The following is an 18,738-nucleotide window of genomic DNA, read 5'->3' on the forward strand; positions in this document are numbered from 1 at the left end:
CCTGGCCGCCCTCCGGCCGTGCAGCGCCGCGTCAAGGCTGGAGCCTTCGCTGGTGCTGCCGAGGGGGCCCAGCTCAGCAGGGAAGGCCGAGATGACGCCCGTTCCGCGCCACCGCACCGCCGCCTCGCTCGCCGCCGCGGCCGTATTGCTCCCCGCGTTACTCTCCACCTCCGCCTGTGGCGGCCCCGCGGACGCCGCCAGCGGCAGGGGGGACGTCACCGTGATGACCTGGTCCCCGTCCGACACCGGGACCGCCGACCGGCCCGGCATGACAGAGCTGGCCCAGGCGATCGGCCGCGGCATCGACGACCAGGGCGGCCTGGCCGGCCACCAGATCAAGGTGCTCACCTGTAACGAACACAACACCGCCGACGGCGCCACGGCGTGCGCCAAGCAGGCGGTGGACGCGAACGTGGTCGCGGTGATCGGCTCCTACAGCCAGTTCGGCGACAGCTTCATGCCCGCGCTGGAGGGCGCCGGCATCCCCTACCTGGGCGGCTACGGCCTCTCCTCCCCCGAGTTCACCAGCCCGGTCTCCTACCCCGTGGACGGCGGCCTGCCCGCGCTGGTCGCGGGCAGCGGACGGCAGCTGGTCGCGGCGGGCTGCCACGGCGTCTCGCTGATCCGCCCGGACACCCCCGCCGGGGACGGCCTGGTCGGCGTGCTGGCCGGCGCGCTCAAGCCGGCAGGCGTCAAGCTGCTGGACGTACCGGCCCAGGAGAAGTCCACCGACTACACCGGGACCGCGCAGAAGGCGATCGGCGACGACCGGGCCGGCAACTGCGTCACCGCCGCCCTGAGCCCGGTGCCCACCCAGACCCTGCTGGACTCGTTCCGCCGGATGCCGCACACCGACACCCGGCTGGCCTCGGTGGTGGGGAGCGTCCAGCAGTCGGTGGTGGACTCCACCGGCGGCGACGGCGGCCCGCTGGGCGGCGCGTACGTGACCGGCTGGTACCCGCCGGAGTCGTCCACCGTCTGGGCCCCGCTGCGCACCACGCTGCTGAAGTACGCGGACGGCCAGGCCCAGGTCGACGACGCGGACCCGGGCGTGCAGACCACCTGGGTCGCCTACCAGGTCTTCCAGCAGGCGATCGACAAGCTGTCCGGGCAGCCGGTGACCCCGAAGGCGCTGCGCGGCGTGCTGGACAGCGGCGACCAGTTCACCACCGGCGGCGCCACCCCGCCGCTGAACTGGGGGCTCACCAACATGCTCGCGAGCGCGAGCGCGCCGCGGCTGGTGAACACCTCGGTCACCTTCCAGCAGGTGCAGGGCGGCCGGCTGGTCGCCCAGCAGCCGGGGTTCGTGGACGTCCGCTGGGTGCTGACCGGCGGCAAGCCCCCGGCCGGGTCCTGACACCATCCGGTAGCACGCGGCCGGTGGCACCCGGCCGGTAACACCCGCGCAGCGCGCCGTACGGCTTCGTACAGCGCGCTGTCCGTGCGCTCAGAGCTGGGTGTCGCCCAGCGACTGGAGGCCCGCCTGGCTCGCGATCGCGTTCCACAGCGTGGAGGCCTGCTTCTTCGCCGTGCTCGCGGTGCCGCTCGCCTGGTCACCCGCCGTGTGGTGGGCGTTGTCCTGCGGCTTGGCCGGGTCGCAGCCCGCCACCAGGTCGCCGGCCCAGGCCGCGTACGCGTCGTCGGCACTCGCCGAGGCCTGCCAGGCCTGGTTGAGCTGGTCGACCAGCTGCGACCCGGTCGGCAGCTTGTCCACCTTGAGCGCGGCCAGGCTGGTCAGCAGCTGACGGCGCTGGGCGGCGGCCTGGGTGAGCGCCGTCTGGTCGTCCGGCAGCTTGTCGCAGTTCTTGATCGAGGAGACCGCCCCGATCACGGCCTGACGGCTGGCGTTCGCCGTACCGAGCAAGGTGGAGAGCGCCTGCGCCTGGGTGGTCGCCTCGGGGCTCAGCGCGGACGGGCTGCCGGTGCCCGTGGACTTGCTCGCGGACGTCTTCGGGGAGCCGCTGGCGGCCGGGTGGCTCTTGCCCGGGCTGCTGCTCCCGCCGCTCAGCAGCACGCCGACCAGGATGCCGCCGAGCGCGCAGGCCGCCACCACCCCGCCGATGACCACCTTGCGCGAGGGACGGCCCTCGCCGCCCCGCTCGCCCGCGCCCTGGCCGGGGTACCGGCCCAGCTGCGCGGTCTGCTCCGCGAAGGGCTGCTGGCCCCCGTACGACTGGCCGCCGAAGCCCTGCTGCCCGCCGTAGGACGGCGGCGGGGGCTGCTGCTGGCCGCCGTACGACTGGTGCTCGTAGGACTGCTGCGGCTCATAGGACTGCTGCGGCTGCTCGCCGTAGGACTGCTGGCCCCCGAAGGACTGGCCGCCGAAGCTCTGCTGCCCGCCGTAGGACGGCGGCGGGGGCTGCTGCTGCTCGCCGAACGGATGCCCGCCACCGGCCCCGGCGCCGGGGTCGCCGGTCGGGTACGGCGGCAGGTACTGGGTCTCCGGTGCCGGCTCGGGGACGGCTCCCCCGGTGCCGTACGCCGCGGGCTGCTCGCCCCACGGCGCGCCGCCTGCGGGCTGGGCCGGCGTGCCGGGTCCCGGACCGTAGTACTCGGGTCCGCTCTGGGTGCCCTGGCTGCCCTGGGCGCCCGGCGGGGGGCCCGGCGGGGCGAACGGGGGCGGCTGCTGGGCCGGGGACTCCCCGGACGCCGGTTCCGGCCGGAACAGGTCGTCCAGGTTGAAGTCACCGGAATTGGGATACGAGCGGCGCTGGCTCAACGCGATTCCTCACCTGTGCACGGCCGCGAGCACACCAGGACAGCCAGGGACGACCGAACGGCCTTTCGCCGCCTGCCCTGTCTTTCCGGTATCCGCACCCGGGCCTTCCTCGGTTCTTCCGCGCGCTCGCTGTGACGGCGGACCACTGCTGCTGGTTTCTTCGGAACGTCCTACCCACGCTACCGGTTCACCGTCACGGGTGACTACGCGGGCAGGTGTTCCCCTCGTCGCATCCGGTCGACAACCAGTCAACCTCCGGTCACCGGGCCCCCGTCGTCGCCACCCGGTCACCGGCGTCCGTTCAGCGGACGCTCAGCGGACGCCGGTCGGACGCCCAGCGCCTGCTCAGCACCCGCTCAGCACTCGCTCACGCCGCCTCCGCGTCCGCCCGCTGCTGGAACTCGCGGACCACCCGGTGGTCCCGGAACGGCTCCAACCTGCGCCGGAACTCGTCCAGGTACTCCACGCCACGGTTCGAGCGCAGCCCGTTGAGCAGCCGGACCGCCTGCGCCCCGGTCTCGCAGGCCCGCTCGATCTCGCGCTGCTGGAGCTGCGCGGTGGCGAGCAGCACCAGGTCCACCGCCCGCCGCCGGACCCGGGTCACCGGGTGCAGGTCCAGGGCGATCCGGGCCTGCCGCTCGGCCTGCCTGCCCTGTTCGAGGTCGCGGTAGCAGTGCGCCAACTCGTCGGCCAGGTAGGCCTCGTCGAAGTGCGCGATCCAGTCCGGATCGTCCTCGGGCTTGCGCTGCTCCATCGCCTCCACGGCCCGCGCGGCGACCAGCTCGCAGGAGCGCGCGTCGCCGAGCAGCGCGTGGCCGCGCGCCTCGGCGGCGTAGAACATCGCCATCGCCGTCGGGGTGGCCACCGAACGGGCGCCCTCCTGGGCCGCCCTGGCCAGTTGGGCGATCTCGCGCGGGTTGCCGAGGGTGGCCGCCAGGTGGCTCATCGAGGCCGCCAGGACGTACCCGCCGTAGCCGCGGTCGTCGGCCGCCTGGGCCAGGCGCAGCGCCTGGATGTAGTAGCGCTGGGCGAGGCCGGGTTGCCCGGTGTCCACCGCCATGTAGCCGGCCAGTTCGGTCAGCCTGGCGACCGCGGCGAACAACTGACGCCCGGTCTCCTCCCGGTAGCCGCCGCCGAGCAGGCCGGAGACCACGCTGTTCAGGTAGTGCACCACCACCGGCCGGACGTGCCCGCTGCCGAACCGGTGGTCGAGGTCGACCAGCATCTCGGTGGTCGCCCGGATCGCGGCGACGTCGGACAGGCCGACCCGGGGGCCGCCGGTGCGGGCCACCACCGGGTCGGGCGGGGTGATCAGCCAGTCCCGGCTGGGTTCCACCAGCGCGGAGGCCGCCACCGTGGCGCCGTTGAGGAAGTCGCGGCGGCTGACGTCGCTGCGCCAGAGCTCGCAGACCTGTTCCAGCGCACCGCTCAGCGTGGCGGCGAACTGGAGTCCGACGCCCGAGGTGAGGTTCTTGCCGTCGGCCATCCCGATCTCGTCGACGGTGACACCCCGGCCGAGTTTGCGGCCGAGCGCCTCGGCGATCACCGACGGCGCCTGGCCGCGCGGTTGCTGGCCGCGCAGCCAGCGCGCGACCGAGGTCTTGTCATAGCGCAGGTCGAGCCCGTGTTCGGCTCCGCAGAGGTTGACCCGGCGGGCGAGTCCCGCGTTGGAGCAGCTCGCCTCCTGGATCAGCGACTGCAGACGCTCGTTGGGCTGTCGTGCGACGAGTGGTCTCGCGGCCATGGGCTTCGCCTCCCCAGCGCCCGCCGGCTCTGGCCGTCGGGCGTCGATTCTGCTGCTCTGATGCCGACCGCCTGTCGTCCGAAGTCCGATGTCCGGCAGACTCGCGGCGCGCCGACTACCCGGCCAGTGCAGGAACTTGAGGCCAGGTTAGCGATCAACAACACCATCGGGATACCCATGCGGACGACCTGTTCCCCATGCGCGCCCTCAAAAATGCTTCTGTGCGCCCCCGTTGCGCCCACCGTCCGGCAGCTGCCGAACGCCACCCCGACGCAGTCCCAACGCCCGGCGTACGCCAGGTTGCGCGCCAGGTCGCGCCATCCCCCCGGGGAGTTCCCGGCCCACCCGCCGCTCACCGGTTCGGGTGACATTCCGCGCTCGCGGCAGACCACCCGGCGCCCGCCCGTAACCCGCTCCACGGCCGGTAGTTGAGCAGCACGTGGAAGAGACCCCCGGAGCCCCGGCACAGGGCAGTGACGGCAAACCGATCCCCCAGCTCCTGACCGAGGCGGTCAGATACGCGGAGGAGCGGCACTGGGAGGTCGTGCCCGGCAGCTGGCTGATCGACGACGACGGCCCGCTGCGCTGCTCCTGCGGCGATCCGCACTGCCCCCTGCCGGGCGCCCACCCCACCACCGAGGACTGGCGCCGCCGGGCCAGCGCGGGCCCCGGCGTGGTCCGCCGCTGGTGGACGGAGAACCCGCAGGCCTCGATCCTGCTGCCGACCGGGCGCTCGTTCGACGTGCTGGACGTGCCCGAGATGGCCGGCTGCCTCGCGCTGGCCCGGATGGAGCGGATGGGCCTGCAGCTCGGCCCGGTGGTCGCCGCCCCGCCCGCACCGGGTCTGGCCGGACCGCACGGCCAGACCGGGCGCCGGTTGCTCTTCCTGGTGCTGCCCGGGGTGCTGGCCAAGCTTCCGGACATGCTCCGCGGCCTCGGCTGGGGACCCGGCCGGCTGGACCTGCTGGCGCGCGGCGAGGGCGACTGGATCGTCGCGCCGCCGTCCCGGGTCGGCCCGTACAGCTTCGCGCAGTGGGCGCTGGCGCCGTCCGAGCTGAACCGCTGGCTGCCGGACACCGCCGAGCTGATCCGCCCGCTGGCCTACGCCTGCGGACGGGAGGCGCCCGCCTCGCGGATCGCCCAGCCCGCCCCGCCCTCCCAGCCGGCCGCGGTGCGCTGACGCGGCGTCATCAGCCGCCTCCGACGGTGGACCTGGCCTCCAGGTCCACCGTCGGCATGCCCGCTTCCGGCCCACCCGGACGGCACACCTCCGGATAAGACACCGATGTACCCGGCGTTCGGCCGGGCAAGCCGCTCGTACGAGTGACAGCACTCAAGGATTGCCATGATCGACCGAGGGGATGAATTGCTCCGAGAGGGGACGGCGCAAAAGCACAGGAAAGGGGCAGTCAGGGAGTCGGCGAGAGCGGGGGGAAACAGGGGCCGGGGGAGCCGGAGGGGACGCCAGGACGGGGAAGCCGGGCGTGGCACGGAGGGGATGCGGGGGGACGGGAGGGAACGGGGGGGCGGGGTGGGAAACGCGGGGCCCGGCACGTGGGGACGTGCCGGGCTCCGCTGCCATGCCGAAGCCGTGCCAGTGCCGCGTAACGCCCTAGGGGATCAGCACTGGGCGATCAGCACTGGGCGACGAAGACGTGCGCCGCGATGTCCTTGCCGAGCTCCGCCGCACTCTCGCCACTGCCCACAAGCACGCCGCCGACGGCCGCCGAGACCCGGACGGTCGCTCCGGGACGGATCCCGGCCTGCCGCAGCCGCAGCATCAGCGCCTCGTCCGTCTGGATCGGCTCACCGATCCGGCGCACCACCACGTCGGCGCCCTCGCCACCGGGCTGCAGCGCGTCCAGGGTCACCAGCGCGGAGTCGAAGCCCTCGCCCTCGGCCTTGGTGTCGCCGAGCTCGTCGAGGCCGGGGATCGGGTTGCCGTACGGCGACTGGGTGGGGTGCCCGAGCATCGCCAGCACCTTCTTCTCCACCGTCTCGCTCATCACGTGCTCCCAGCGACAGGCCTCCTCGTGCACCTGCTCCCACTCCAGGCCGATCACGTCCACGAGCAGACACTCGGCGATGCGGTGCTTGCGCATCACCCGCACGGCCAGCCGCCGGCCCTCCTCGGTGAGCTCCAGGTGACGGTCCCCCGCGACCTGGAGCAGGCCGTCGCGCTCCATCCGGCCCACGGTCTGGCTGACCGTGGGGCCGCTCTGCTCCAGGCGCTCGGCGATCCGGGCGCGCATCGGGTTGATGCCCTCTTCCTCCAGCTCCAGAATGGTGCGAAGGTACATCTCAGTCGTGTCGATCAGCCCAGACATCGCCGCTGGCTCCGTTCCTCGGTGTCCTCACCGCCAATTCTGACGTACCGCACTGACAACAGAAGCCGCGCGGGCTTGTTCCCGGGCCGTTTCGTCCCTGTTGACAGCGGGACGCTCCAGGCCTCACGGTGCTCGCCGTAGCTTTCTCCACTGGCGGTAGGGAAATTCCTCATGAGTGACCTCGTCGAACAGTACTTCGACGCCGCGGTGTCCCACCTCCGGCGGGTCCGCACCGAGGAGGCCGGGAACATCGAGCGGGCCGCCGCTCTGCTGGCCGACGCGGTCGCCGAGGACCGCCGGATCTTCGCCTTCGGTGCCGGACACTCCTCACTGGCCGCCCAGGACGTGGTGTACCGGGCCGGCGGACTGGTCCCGATCAATCTGCTGAACGTCCCCGGGATGACCGGCGTCAACGTGATGCCCGCGCCGCTGGGCAGCGCCCTGGAGCGGGTCTCCGGCCTGGCCACCGCCACCCTGGACCTCACCCCGGCGCGCGCCGGCGACCTGCTCTTCCTGATCTCGCTCTCCGGCCGCCAGACCATGCCGGTCGAGCTGGCCGCGCACGCCCGCGCCCGCGGCCTGCACGTGGTGGGCGTGACCTCCCTCGCCTATCCCGGCCAGGTCACCTCCCAGCACCCGTCCGGGACCTTCCTCAAGGACCACTGCGACGTGGTGCTCGACAACAAGATCGCGGTCGGCGACGGCGAGTTGACGCACCCGGGCGCCGAGACGAGCTTCGGCCCGGTCTCCACCATCGTCACCAGCGCGCTGATGCAGGCCGTGGTCGCCTCGGCGGTCGGCCGGCTGGCCGACCGGGCACTGGCCGGCGAGGGTGGCGCTCCCCCGCTGTTCCGGTCCGGGAACGTGGACGGCGGCACGGACTGGAACGCCAAGCTGATGGCCGACAACGCGGACCGGATCTTCTACACCTTCTGACCCGCCGTCCGATCGCCCTCCCGGCCGCCCTCCCGAGCCTCTCCCGACCGCCCGACCGCACTCCCCGCCCGGGCTCCCCGGGAGTCCGCAGAACGGCGCGTACAGGTCTGTGCGCGCGGCCGCCGAGCGCCCATACTGGCCGGGCGCCAGGCGTACCCGCCCTCCGCCGAGGGCAGTACGTCTGCGTCGAGACACACGACGCGCAACGGGGGGTCCGGATGGCAGCCGGCGCACGATCCACAGGCTTCGTCAGCGAGGCGGAGCTACTGCCCGCGGTCTTCCGCGCCGCCGACGCCGCCGCCCTGCAGGGCCAGCGGCGCTCGGTCGCGCTGGCCCGCTGGGAGCTCATCCTGCTCACCGCGGCCGCGGCGGCGGGCTCGGCCGACGGCCGGCCCTACGCCTGGGCGGCCGCCGTGGCCTACCTGGCCACCGTCGCGGTGGCCGTGGTGATCAGCCGGCAGAACCCGCAGGGCCTCTGGTACGAGGGCCGGGCCGCCGCCGAGTCGGTGAAGACGCTGGCCTGGAAGTTCGCCGTCCGAGCCGACGCCTATCAGCCACCGCCGACCACCCTGCCGGATGCCGAGGGCCTCTACGGGCTCCAACTGCGCGGCATCCTGCGCGGGTTCGAGCACAGCAGGGCGGTGCCCGCGACGGCCGCGGCGCAGCCCGAGGTCACCGTGGGGATGCGCAGTCTGCGCGACCAGCCGCTCGCCGTGCGGCGCGACGTGTACCTGCGCGAGCGGGTCCAGGTCCAGCACGACTGGTACCAGTCCAAGGCCCGGTACTGCGACAACGCCGGCCGGCTCACCGGGCTGCTCGGCATCGTGCTGCCGCTGCTCGGCCTGGGGCTGGCGGTGCTGCGCGCGCTCGGCTGGTTCGGCTACGACGCGCTGGGCACCGTCTCGGCGGTCGCCGCCTCGATCACCGCCTGGTCGCAGCTGCGCCAGTACCGCCCGCTGGCCGTCGCCTACCGGCTGGCCGCCGACGAACTCGAACTGGTCCGGGCCCAGTTGGCCCAGCTCGACCTGGCCGGCGAGGACGCCGAGGAGGTCTGGGCCCGGCTGGCCCGGGACGCCGAGGACGCGGTCTCCCGGGAGCACACCACCTGGCAGGCCCGCCGCGAGGTCCGCGGCCTCGACCACTGAACCGACCGTTCCCCCGTTTCCGAGCTCTGGAGGTCCCCGGCGTGCAGCCGCAACTGGTCAAGACCGCCGACGGCCGCACCCTCGCGGTACAGACCTTCGGCAATCCGACCGGCAAGCCGGTCTTCCTGCTCCACGGCACTCCCGGCAGCAGGCTCGGCCCGACCCCGCGCAGCACCGTGCTCTACAACCTGGGCGTCCGGCTGATCGCCTTCGATCGCCCCGGCTACGGCAGTTCGGACCGGCTGCGGGGCCGCCAGGTCGCCGCGGCCGCCGTCGACGTGCAGACCATCGCGGACGAGTTGGGGCTCGGCCGGTTCGCCGTGGTGGCCCGCTCCGGCGGCGGCCCGCACGCGCTCGCCTGCGGAGCCCTGCTGCCCGAGCGGGTGCACCGGGTGGCCGCGCTGGTCAGCCTCGCCCCCTGGGACGCCGAGGACCTCGACTGGTACGCCGGGATGACCGCCTCCAACGTCCGCGACTACCGCGCCGCCGAACGCGACCACCAGCGGATCGCCGCCACCATCCAGTTGCGGGCCCGCCGGATCCTCGACGACCCGGCCGCCCTGCTGGCCGGCCTGCGCCGCGAACTCTCCAGCACCGACCGGCTGGTGGTCTCCGACGCGGGGATCCGCCGGATGCTGCAGAGCAACTACCGCGAGGCGTTCCGGCAGAACGCCGACGGCTGGATCGACGACATCCTCGCCTTCACCACCGACTGGGGCTTCAAGGTGCAGGACGTCGCCGCCGCCACCTGGCTCTGGCACGGCGCCGACGACATGTGGTCCCCGGTCGGCCACTCCCGCTGGCTGGCCGCCCACATCCCCGACGCCACGCTCTTCCTGGAGCCCGGCGCCGCCCACTTCGGCTCCCTGCGGGTGCTGACCGCCGCCCTGAAGTGGGCGGCGGGATAACAGCGTTGCACCGTCACAGCGTTACACCGGCTGTGGCTCCAGGTCCCGGTTGATCCGCTTCCACCCCCGGGCGGAGATGGTGTTGGGGTGCTCCTCCCCGAGCTGGCGGATCAGCTCGGCCACCGCGCGCGAGCGCAGTTCGGCCGCCTGGTTGCCGCGGCCGGCCCCGCGCAGGGTGATGGCGAGGTTGGCCTGACAGGCGACCGCGTCGGGGTGGCGCGGGCTGTAGCGGTCGCAGAGCCCGCGGTAGGCGGCCTGCTCCAGCTCCTCGGCCTCCGCGAAGTGGCCGAGGTCACCGTGCGCGTTCGCCAGGTTGATCATGCTGTTCAGGGTGAACGGGTGATCCGGCCCGAGCACCCGCCGCAGCGTGCCGACCGTTTCCAGGCCGAGCTCGACCGCCTCGTGCACGCTGCCGCTGCCGCGCAGGTAGATCGCCAGGTTGTTGGCGCAGGCGAGGGTGAACGGATGCTGCTCGCCGAAGAGTTGCTGGTGCCCCACGTACACCTGGCGGGCCAGGTCACGGGCCGCGTCCTTGTCGCCGCCCGCGCTGTAGTCGGCGGCCAGGTTGAGCGCGCAGGCCAGGGTGTCCGGCGCGTTCTCCCCGTAGCGCTCCAGGTAGCGTTCGTAGGTCTCCTTGGTGAGCCGGCGCGCCTCCGCCTGCCGGCCCGCCTTGCGCAGCGAGACGGCCAGCGACTTGGCGTTGCGCAGGATCTCCGGCACGTCGATGTCCAGCACCTCGGCGAAGGTTTCGGCGACCTCCCGGTGGATCGTCACCGAGCCTTCGTAGTCACCGGATTCGCGCAGGTCGCGGGCCAGGTTCGACTTGCTGGAGAGGGTGTACGGGTGGCGCGGCCCGAGCACCAGGGAGCGGCGGTCCAGGGTGTCCTGGTCCAGCTCCTGGGCAGCCCCGCTGTCGCCGACCAACCGGTAGTCGATGGCGAGGTTGTTGGCGCAGGACAGCGTGCGCGGGTTGTCCTCGCCGAACTGCTCGCGGAACCGCTCCAGCGTCTCCTGGTCGAGCGACCTCGCCCGGTCGAAGTCGCCGAGCGCCCGCAGGTCGGCCGCGAGTGAACCCGCCGTCATCAGCGTGTACGGGTGCTGGTCGCCGAGCACCCGCTTCTGCCGCTCCAGCGTGTTCTCGTCCAGTTCCAGGGCAGCGGCGTACTGGCCCTGCGAGCGCATCACGTTCGCGAGTTGGAACCGCAGCAGTAGGGTCTGCCGGTCGTCCTCGCCGAGTTTGGCCGTCCAGGCCTCGTCCAGCAGATGGCCGGTCCGCCGGGCCTGTGCGAACTCCCCGCGCTTCCAGAGGTAACGGACCCGGTCGATCATGAGTTGCCGGGTGTCGGACTCGTCGCAGTCGTGTGCGCGGGAGGGCGAGAGGTGCGGCCAGATCTCCTCGAAGGTCGGCCAGTTGGCGGGGTCGTCGGTGTCACCGACCACCGGGCGGGCCCCGATCAGGATCCGGTGGACCTCGTGGACCGTGTCGGTCTGCTCCTCGGGGGTCATCTCGGAGCGGATCACCTCCTGGACCAGTCGGTGCACCTGGATGCTGTTGGCCCCGGCGTCCACCTTGGCCAGCGCGTAGCGGCCGATCGCCTGGATCACCCGGCCGAGCAGGAACTTGTCGCTCAGACCCGGGTCGTAGGGCACCAGTGCCCGGATCATCTGGTCACTGTAGAAGAGGTTCATCGAGATCGGCTCCGGCGCGAAGTACGCGCAGAGCTGCAGCATCCGGGCGGCGGCCGGGGACTGTCCGCGCAGCCGGGCGATGGAGACCCGCCAGGTGGCGCCGACCGTCATCGGGTAGCCGGCCGGGCGGTCGAGCTCCAGCACCCGGGCAGCCTCGGTCTGCAGGGCCGAGATGTACTCGGCGACCGGCGTGCCGGTCGCCTTGAGCCAGGCGCCGGCCACCTCGACGGCCAGCGGCAGGTCACCGACCGCCTCCGCGACCGCCTCGGCGTCGACGCGGTTGAGCGCCCCGTCGGTGCGCCGGGTCAGGTGGTCGATGCTCTCGCCACGGGTGAAGACGTCCATGGTGAGCGCGTCGGCGTGGGTCGACCAGGCCTGGTTGCGCGAGGTGACCAGGATGTGGCCGGAGCTGCCGGGGAAGTACCGCCGGATTTCCGAGGGTTCGTCGGCATTGTCGAAGATCAGCAGCCAGCGCTCGGCCCGGTCCCCGCGGCGCAGCGCTTCCAGCGCGATGTCGGCGGCGAGCTGCACCGGCTCATTGGTGGCCTTGCCCATTTTGCGGGCGAGTTCGGCCAGCTGACCCTGGATCTCCTCCTCCTGCTCGGCCGAGATCCACCAGACCAGGTCGTAGTCGGCCATGAACCGGTGCGCGTACTCCTGGGCCACCTGGGTCTTGCCGACGCCGCCGAGCCCGTAGAGCGTCTGCGGCACCGGCAGCACGGCGGTGGTCCGGCCGTCGAGCTGGTTGCGCAGCCGCTCCAGCACCTCGGCCCGGCCGGTGAAGAAGCTGTTGCGCGGCGGGACGTTCCAGATCGCCGGCTGGGTGCCGGGGAATCTCGGCCCGCTGGTCGGGTCGATATTCGGCGCCTCCTCCCGCCCGAGCGCCTTCACCAGTGCCGAACGGGCCTGAGGTTCCTTGAGGTTGACCATGTCCACCGGGTTGCGGCTGCTGAACGGCGCGGTCAGCGAGGTGGAGCCGACCCGGACCGGGATCAGCTGACGGCGAGTGCCGGAGGGGTCCGAACCGACCACCGACTCCCAGAGCGCGCGGGCCTGCGGCGAGCGCAGGTAGGCCGGCGATAGCACTGCGACGGTGCGGAACGCCGCGTCCACCGACCGCTCGGTCTCGGCCCGGGTGTCGGAGCCCGCCCCGACATCCCGGGGCAGCACCCGGAAGCCGGCGGCGGTCAGCACGTGCTCGATCCAGTCCGCCCACATCCGGTCCTCGGGCACATAGCTGAGGTAGATGTCGGCGAGCACCGCCGGACGACGCCGGGTGAACGCCTCGATGTAGCGCAGCCGCACCTCCTCGTCCATCAGCGGCAGCGAGGAGACCCGGCCCTGGGCGATCATGTCGGTGAGCCGCTCGCAGGCGGAGAGCATCGTGGTCGGCGTACCGGGCTTGTCGCCGAAGGTGGCCAGGATCTCCTCGTAGGCGTAGAACGGCCGGTACGGGATCTCCACGGATCCCCAGTAGTGCACCAGCTCCTCGTCCGTGAGGCCGGAGGGCAGCCCGTCGAAGCGCACCCGGGCCAGGGCACGCCCGGCGTCCGCCTTGTCCTTCTCGAAGTCGTCGATCCGCATCGGGACGGGCAGGATCCGGATGCCGCGGTCCCGGTAGCGGTCCGCGATGTGCTGGGCGATCCGCGATGCACCGTCGATGCTCTGGTCGCTCAGGGTGAAGCAGACGACCAGGTCGTCCGGCATCTGCACGGTGCAGATCTCGGCGGTGTCGGAGAGACCGGTCCGACTGTCGATCAGCACGTAGTCGTAGCGCTTGCGCATGTCGGCGCGCAGTGCGTCGAAGAACTGGCCGCCGTCGAAGCGCTCGTAGAAGAGGTCCCAGTCCAGGCTCCCGAGCGTGCCGGAGTAGTCGCGGTCCTGCCGGCCGGCCGCCAGGAAGTCGATGCTGCCGCCGGCCGGGAAGCCGCCCCAGGACAGTGGCAGTGTGTGCCCGGCGACCTTGGCGAAGTCCAGATGCCAGCCGGGGTGGTGGCCTATGTCGTCGAGCTCCTGCTGGTAGCGCTCCGGCTCGGAGAGGGGGTCGGCGTGCAGTTCGGTCTCCCGCAGCGCCTCCTCGCGGTAGTCGTTGATCAGGGTCATCACCCCGGACGCCTCTTCCAACTCCGCTGCGTCCAGGAAGGGGTGGAAGAACTTGGCGAGCCCGGGCGCTTCCAGGTCCCAGTCCACGGTCAGCACCCGGAACCCGTTGGCGGCCAGGATCCACGCGGTGTTGGCCAGGGCCATGGTGCGCCCGGTGCCACCCTTGTAGGAGTAGAACGTGATAATCCGCCCCTGACGGTCCTCCTCGGCCGGGACGGAGGAACCGGGTGTGCGCAGCGGCGATGCCGAACTCCGCCCACCCACCCGGAGGTTGCGGGTCCGTTCAGACGTCATGGTTTCCTCCGTTGTCGTCCTCGTCGGTCTCGGTCTCAGGCAGCCTGCCCAGGGCCGGTCTGGGGACCGGCCCGAAGGCGTCCCGCAGTCGTGGGCGGGACCTGCTGGTACTGCTGGAGGGTCGCGGCAGGGCGCGCTCCTTGAAGGCCTTCTGTGCTCTGAACGCGGCGTGCTGGAAGGCCACGCCGAACTCCCGTGCGGTGGGGATCCCCTCCCACTCACCGTCGTCCGCCACCGGCGGCCGGAAGGAGGGTTTGGCAGGGCGACCACGCTGGCGCAGCACCTCGTCACTGAGGGCGGCCAGGACCGCGTTCTCCGCCACGCACTGCGGGTCGTCCCGGTTCCACGGCTCTATGACAGTCACCCAGGACGGGTTGCGGCGCGCGAACTCCCGTACCAGTTCGCGACGGACCGGGTCGTACAGCACCCAGCGGTCCACCAGCACCACGCCCGGCCCGCCGGGCCGGTCCAGATCCATCAACCGGCCGGCCGCGGCGTCGAACTCGTGGATGGTGGGGTTGAGGTCGCACTGCCGGGCAAGCTGCGCGGCCTGCTCGGCCAGCGCGGTGGCGGCCCCCCGCTGGTACGGCTGCCAGTCGGTGCGGCCCGCGCCGTAGTACGCCGGGTCGCGGTTGCCGGGAAGTTCGGTGTCCTTGAACGACAGCACGGCGATGGTGAGCTGATCGGCCGCCGACTGACCGGGGAAGGCCGACGGGTTGGTGGTGAAGTCGACCGGTTCCACCACGGGAACCACGGTCTCCAGGGCCACCTCGACGATCCGGCGGGCCAGCTTGTAGACCACCTGCTCGTACTTCTCCCGGTGATGGCGCTGCGCCATCAATGCGTAGAGCCCGTCCTCGACGTACTCCTGGGGAAAGCTGGAGTGCTTGAACTGCACGGCCCCGGCCACCGGCGGCAGCGCCTCCTCGCGCATCCCGACCCAGAGCACCGGGACGATCGCCGAGTTGAGCGCCGGGCCACCGGAGGGGCCGGTCGAGCGCTGGGCGAAGGTGTACCACTCCTGGCCGCAGGGCGTGCTGCGGAAGAGCCGCGGATGGTACAGCGGGACGAAGACCCGGCAGGTGGCGAGCGCGTCGGAGATCATCGCCGCCCAGTTGTCGCCCTGGTGCATGGTCTCGTCCATGAAACCCACCGGATCGGCGGTCGGCAGCGGTGTCAGCTGGAGGACCGCCTCACAGAGGTCCTGGTAGAACCGGGCCACCCGCAGGTTGGGGTTGCGCGATCCGACCGCCGGCATGTGCGCGTAGCTCAGAAAGAAGTGCGGCTTCGCCGAGGCCTTCTGTCCGCCCACAGCGTTGTTCACACACGCCTCCCCCTGGACCCGTCGAACGAACCGAGTACCGCTCGAGGGGCCTACAGTGTAGGAAGGTCGGCTTCCCCGGCGGAATACCCGGACCAGTCCCACCCTCTGATCATGCGTCACCCACCGGGCAGGTGTCAGCCCATTGGCACCATCCGGTCAAGCGCCGAAGACCTCCGGGTGGTGATCCAGCCACCGCGCCGTCGTGTCCACCGCCTGGACGACCGGCAGCAGCACGCACGCGGCATCCCCGACCCGGCCCTCCCTGGCCTCGGTCAACTCCGCGCGGGTCGTCTCCAGCATCTGCGGGAAGTGCCGGTCGTCCAGGTGCAGTGCCTTGAAGCGCACCCAGGCGGGTACGCCGTCCGCGCCCCGCATCTTGCAGCCGTAACTCTTCGTACGCGCCCCCGGCGTGCGGTAGTCGGCGAGCTGGAAGACGGTGCACCGGGTCAGCGGGGCTCCGAGCATCAGTACCCAGGCCCCCTCCTTGTAGAGCCGCCCGACCGGCGAGCGCTCCCCGAGGTGGCAGTCGAGCGGGTGGTCCGCCAGGAGCTCGGCGCTCATCGGCCCGACCGCTGTGAACGAGGTCTGCGGATGGCTGCTGCGCAGTGAGCCCGGCGTCGTGCGGATCTCCTCCGAGAGTCGCCCCATGGTCGGCGAACAAGGAGAGGTCAGCGGGTCGAAGACCGGCATCGCCTCGCGGTAGGCCTCCAGTTCGGCCTCGTTCAGGCCACCGGTCACCCCCGCGTCCAGCCGGGAGGTCTCGGAGTTCTCCGGTGTCGCGGCGAAGGCCGTGACGGTTCCCCGCGGGCCCAGCGCGGACCGCAGTGCGGCCAGCACGCCGGCAGAGCCACCCGCCACCGGACCGACCGCCCGCAGCGAGGCATGCACCTGAACGATCCCGGTGTCCTCGGACAGGCCCAACGCACACAGCTGCTCGGCCAGTTGTTCGACGGAGTACATCGACGCCCCCTTCTCAGAGCCCGTGTCTCAGCTCCCGGCCGCCGCCGGAGCGATCCGCCCGCCCTGCCACTCGGCCACACTCGCCGCCGCTCGACGGGCCTGCGCCTGCGCTTCGTGCCCGACCGGAACGTCCAACCAGGGTGCCACGGTTGCCCGCATGCCGGTAGTGAACCTCTGCCCCAGGTCGGTGAGCGCCCCCGAGTCGAGCAGGCTGTCGATCGCACGGTCGGTGTGGGCGCGCGAGACGGCCAGGCTGCTGCGGGCGCGCTCGGCCGCCTCACCGGAGACACCGTCGTAGGCGGCGACCCTGGTCCCCCAGAACTCGGTGACCGCCAGGTGCGCGTAGGTGCCCTGCAGCAGGGCCTCCAGCGGGCGCGGGTCGGAGCGCCAGGGGGCGTAGTACCGACCTGCATCGGCCGGATCGTAGAGATCGTAGAGGTCCAGCACCGCTCCCAACTTGACGTGCTGGAACTCGTGCGCGAGCAACATGGCCAGAATCGGCGAGGTGGCGGGCCGGGCGATGGCGACCGCGCCGAACGCCTGTCGGGCGGCGGCGCTGACCTCCCGGCCTGCGGGTCCGGGCACGAGCGGGGTGATCGTTCCCAGGCCCGCCCCGATGCCGACGGCGTAGTCGGGCATGTCCCGGCCGAGAAGCTCCCATGCCTCCCGCAGGGCGCCCGTCCAGTCGGCCAGCGCGGCAGCCGAGATCCGCTGCTCCACAGGTCGCAGGTGGCTGTCCCGCTGCGGATCGACGTCCTCCAGAGCGACCGTCCAGTCGTCGAGCACCCGCACGCGCCGCAGCGGCTGCCAGCGCTCCTCGCCCACCCCGTCCGGGGCGACGTGGACGGCCGTGCCGTCCGGCGTCCAGACGCTGAAGCGCACCCGTCCGCCCGCTCGCTCGTCCACCTGCCCGTCCGCCTGCCGGAACTCGACCAGGGCCCGACCGCTGCCACCGGTGATCACCCGGCCCAGCGTGGGCAGGTGCACCGCGCCGTCGCGGATCGGCACGCGCAGAGAGCCGGGGGTGCCTGCCCGCAGCGCGGCGGCGGCGGCGATCTCGGCCAGTCCCCCCGGGTCCGCGCCGGCCTCACCGACGAGACAACGGCTCGCCCAGGCCCGTACGTACGGGTGGGCGAGGACGGTGTCCACGGCCTGTGGCGCCTCGGCGTCCAGTGCGGTGAGCAGCTCCCAGGCGCCGGCCGGCGCGGCGGCCCCGGCGCGATCGGCGACGGCCGCCAGCAGCCCTCGACTGAGGCCGAGTTGGGCCCCTGCCAGGGCACGTACGGTCGCCCCGTCGCCGTGGCCGTGGGCCAGCTGGTCGAGCTGGCGCTCGGTGAGCACCGGCGGCCGCAGACCCTCCGGCGCGGCGGCCTGAGCGGGCAGCACCGGCGTGCGGTCGGTCCGGTCGCGGATCGCGGTGATCAGCGCCAGGAGGTCCGGACAGAACACCGACGGGTTGTCGAACTCCGTTTCGGCGCGCCAACGGTGGGCGTAGAGGCCGCCGCCGCAGCTGCGCACCACCGGGCACGCCTGGCACGTCTCACTCAGCCCGGCCAGGCCCGACTGGCGCTTCATCATGCCGGGGTGTTCGGCGACCTGGTCCAGACTGTGCGCGAAGACATCGAAGCCAGTGCCCGCAGCGCCGTCGTAGGCCGTCTTGAGGCTGTCCGCCTGCTCGAAGGTACCGTCGGTCTCGATGACGACCAGGTCCGACGGGTCAAGACCGAGCGACTCGGTGAGACTGGACTTCCCGCGCAGCGTTCGGTGAACGGAGTCGAAAGTCCGCACCGGCACCGGACGACCCTGCGCCTCCCAGCGGTCGTAGACGGCCAGCAGCCAGTCCGCATAGGGATGCGGGCCGGCACCTGTCGGGCGTGCGGGCGGGTTCTCCCACGTTCCGTGCGGGAGCAGGAAGTCGATCCGAGGCGGTTCCAACTCCACTAGTGCGTCGTACACTTCGACGGGATCGTTCTCGACGTCAATGGTGCACAACAGGCCCGCGTACAGATGACGGAACTCGGGGCGACGCAACAGGCCAACCGCTGCGATTACTTGGGAGTAGCTGCTGCGACCGTCGGCATAGCGGCGATGGCGATCGTTCGCAGCCGCACCGCCGTCCAGGGATACTCCGACGCGGATGCCCAGCTCGTCGAAGAGTTCGCAGAACGCCTGGTCCAACTGGACCCCGTTGGTGTGGATCCGCAGGTCGAGCGCACACCCGGAGGGCAGGGCGGCACGCAGACTCTCGGCGGCCCGGCGCAGCAGCACCGGGCCGGCGAGCAGGGGCTCCCCGCCGTGCAGGACGACGTGGACGGTTCGCAGTCGGTGTCTGGCCGCGTGCTCCGCGATCCGCTCGGCCGTTCGATCGAGCACCTCCGCAGCGACCGCCCTAGGCCTGCCACGCCAGCTGGTGTCGGCATGCTCGTAGACGTAGCAGTGGTCACAGGCCAGATCGCATCGACTGTGGACCTTCAACACGAATTGCGAGAACGGCACCGGATAGAGCGTCATATGAGCGTCCACTAGGAGGAGATGACGTGTCGTCTGGACGGTGCGGACAGCACCGCGGAAGCGCCGGTCAGGCCGCCG

12 protein-coding genes are annotated in these 18,738 nt (G+C 72.2%); 5 read left to right on the top strand and 7 right to left on the bottom strand.

Annotated elements, in window-relative coordinates; translation table 11 throughout:
• Positions 1 to 91 precede the first annotated feature (91 nt).
• Complete coding sequence (locus BS80_RS18115) at positions 92 to 1,357, top strand: ABC transporter substrate-binding protein (RefSeq protein WP_035798687.1); 1,266 nt, start codon at positions 92 to 94, stop codon at positions 1,355 to 1,357.
• Positions 1,358 to 1,447: 90 nt separating this feature from the next.
• On the opposite strand, the gene BS80_RS37815 is transcribed toward BS80_RS18115, so the two are convergent.
• Positions 1,448 to 2,719, bottom strand: a complete 1,272-nt coding sequence (locus tag BS80_RS37815) for a hypothetical protein (protein ID WP_051966750.1) — start codon at positions 2,717 to 2,719, stop codon at positions 1,448 to 1,450.
• Between the two features lie 367 nt (positions 2,720 to 3,086).
• Positions 3,087 to 4,463 (bottom strand): hypothetical protein, encoded by a 1,377-nt coding sequence (locus tag BS80_RS18125; RefSeq protein WP_035798690.1) that lies wholly within the window; start codon positions 4,461 to 4,463, stop codon positions 3,087 to 3,089.
• Between the two features lie 439 nt (positions 4,464 to 4,902).
• Between BS80_RS18125 and BS80_RS18130 the strand changes: the two genes are divergently transcribed.
• Positions 4,903 to 5,643, top strand: a complete 741-nt coding sequence (locus BS80_RS18130) for a bifunctional DNA primase/polymerase (RefSeq protein WP_035798693.1) — start codon at positions 4,903 to 4,905, stop codon at positions 5,641 to 5,643.
• 454 nt (positions 5,644 to 6,097) lie between these two features.
• Here the strand turns inward: BS80_RS18130 and BS80_RS18135 are convergent, their stop codons facing one another.
• Positions 6,098 to 6,790 (bottom strand): metal-dependent transcriptional regulator, encoded by a 693-nt coding sequence (locus BS80_RS18135; RefSeq protein WP_035798697.1) that lies wholly within the window; start codon positions 6,788 to 6,790, stop codon positions 6,098 to 6,100.
• Positions 6,791 to 6,961: 171 nt separating this feature from the next.
• Between BS80_RS18135 and BS80_RS18140 the strand changes: the two genes are divergently transcribed.
• The 3 genes from BS80_RS18140 (at position 6,962) to BS80_RS18150 (ending at position 9,779) form a co-directional block, all read left to right on the top strand.
• Positions 6,962 to 7,726, top strand: a complete 765-nt coding sequence (locus tag BS80_RS18140) for an SIS domain-containing protein (protein WP_035798699.1) — start codon at positions 6,962 to 6,964, stop codon at positions 7,724 to 7,726.
• A 218-nt stretch (positions 7,727 to 7,944) separates the two neighbouring features.
• Complete coding sequence (locus BS80_RS18145; protein WP_035798701.1) at positions 7,945 to 8,871, top strand: DUF4231 domain-containing protein; 927 nt, start codon at positions 7,945 to 7,947, stop codon at positions 8,869 to 8,871.
• A 41-nt stretch (positions 8,872 to 8,912) separates the two neighbouring features.
• Positions 8,913 to 9,779, top strand: a complete 867-nt coding sequence (locus BS80_RS18150; RefSeq protein ID WP_035798703.1) for an alpha/beta fold hydrolase — start codon at positions 8,913 to 8,915, stop codon at positions 9,777 to 9,779.
• A gap of 21 nt (positions 9,780 to 9,800) precedes the next feature.
• On the opposite strand, the gene fxsT is transcribed toward BS80_RS18150, so the two are convergent.
• The 4 genes from fxsT to BS80_RS18170 all read right to left on the bottom strand — a co-directional run bounded on the left by fxsT (position 9,801) and on the right by BS80_RS18170 (position 18,660).
• Positions 9,801 to 13,865 (bottom strand): FxSxx-COOH system tetratricopeptide repeat protein, encoded by a 4,065-nt coding sequence (fxsT, locus tag BS80_RS18155; RefSeq protein WP_083974874.1) that lies wholly within the window; start codon positions 13,863 to 13,865, stop codon positions 9,801 to 9,803.
• The gene (locus BS80_RS18160) at positions 13,855 to 15,189 is read right to left on the bottom strand and encodes a TIR-like protein FxsC (RefSeq protein WP_051966751.1); all 1,335 of its coding nucleotides are present in this window, start codon (positions 15,187 to 15,189) and stop codon (positions 13,855 to 13,857) included. Before BS80_RS18160 ends, fxsT begins: the two co-directional genes overlap by 11 nt.
• A gap of 156 nt (positions 15,190 to 15,345) precedes the next feature.
• Positions 15,346 to 16,149, bottom strand: a complete 804-nt coding sequence (locus BS80_RS18165; RefSeq protein WP_035798704.1) for an aminoglycoside N(3)-acetyltransferase — start codon at positions 16,147 to 16,149, stop codon at positions 15,346 to 15,348.
• 27 nt (positions 16,150 to 16,176) lie between these two features.
• The gene (locus tag BS80_RS18170) at positions 16,177 to 18,660 is read right to left on the bottom strand and encodes an FxsB family cyclophane-forming radical SAM/SPASM peptide maturase (RefSeq protein ID WP_035798706.1); all 2,484 of its coding nucleotides are present in this window, start codon (positions 18,658 to 18,660) and stop codon (positions 16,177 to 16,179) included.
• Positions 18,661 to 18,738: the final 78 nt, after the last annotated feature.

Source organism: Kitasatospora mediocidica KCTC 9733, from assembly GCF_000744225.1.
In the GTDB taxonomy this organism is placed as follows: domain Bacteria; phylum Actinomycetota; class Actinomycetes; order Streptomycetales; family Streptomycetaceae; genus Kitasatospora; species Kitasatospora mediocidica.

Excerpts from the sequence above, each read along its gene's own strand:
- BS80_RS18115 (WP_035798687.1), top strand. The coding sequence starts at position 92 with ATGACGCCCGTTCCGCGCCACCGCACCGCCGCCTCGCTCGCCGCCGCG.
- BS80_RS18125 (WP_035798690.1), bottom strand. The coding sequence starts at position 4,463 with ATGGCCGCGAGACCACTCGTCGCACGACAGCCCAACGAGCGTCTGCAG.
- BS80_RS18135 (WP_035798697.1), bottom strand. The coding sequence starts at position 6,790 with ATGTCTGGGCTGATCGACACGACTGAGATGTACCTTCGCACCATTCTG.
- BS80_RS18140 (WP_035798699.1), top strand. The coding sequence starts at position 6,962 with ATGAGTGACCTCGTCGAACAGTACTTCGACGCCGCGGTGTCCCACCTC.
- BS80_RS18145 (WP_035798701.1), top strand. The coding sequence starts at position 7,945 with ATGGCAGCCGGCGCACGATCCACAGGCTTCGTCAGCGAGGCGGAGCTA.
- fxsT (WP_083974874.1), bottom strand. The coding sequence starts at position 13,865 with ATGACGTCTGAACGGACCCGCAACCTCCGGGTGGGTGGGCGGAGTTCG.
- BS80_RS18165 (WP_035798704.1), bottom strand. The coding sequence starts at position 16,149 with ATGTACTCCGTCGAACAACTGGCCGAGCAGCTGTGTGCGTTGGGCCTG.
- BS80_RS18170 (WP_035798706.1), bottom strand. The coding sequence starts at position 18,660 with ATGACGCTCTATCCGGTGCCGTTCTCGCAATTCGTGTTGAAGGTCCAC.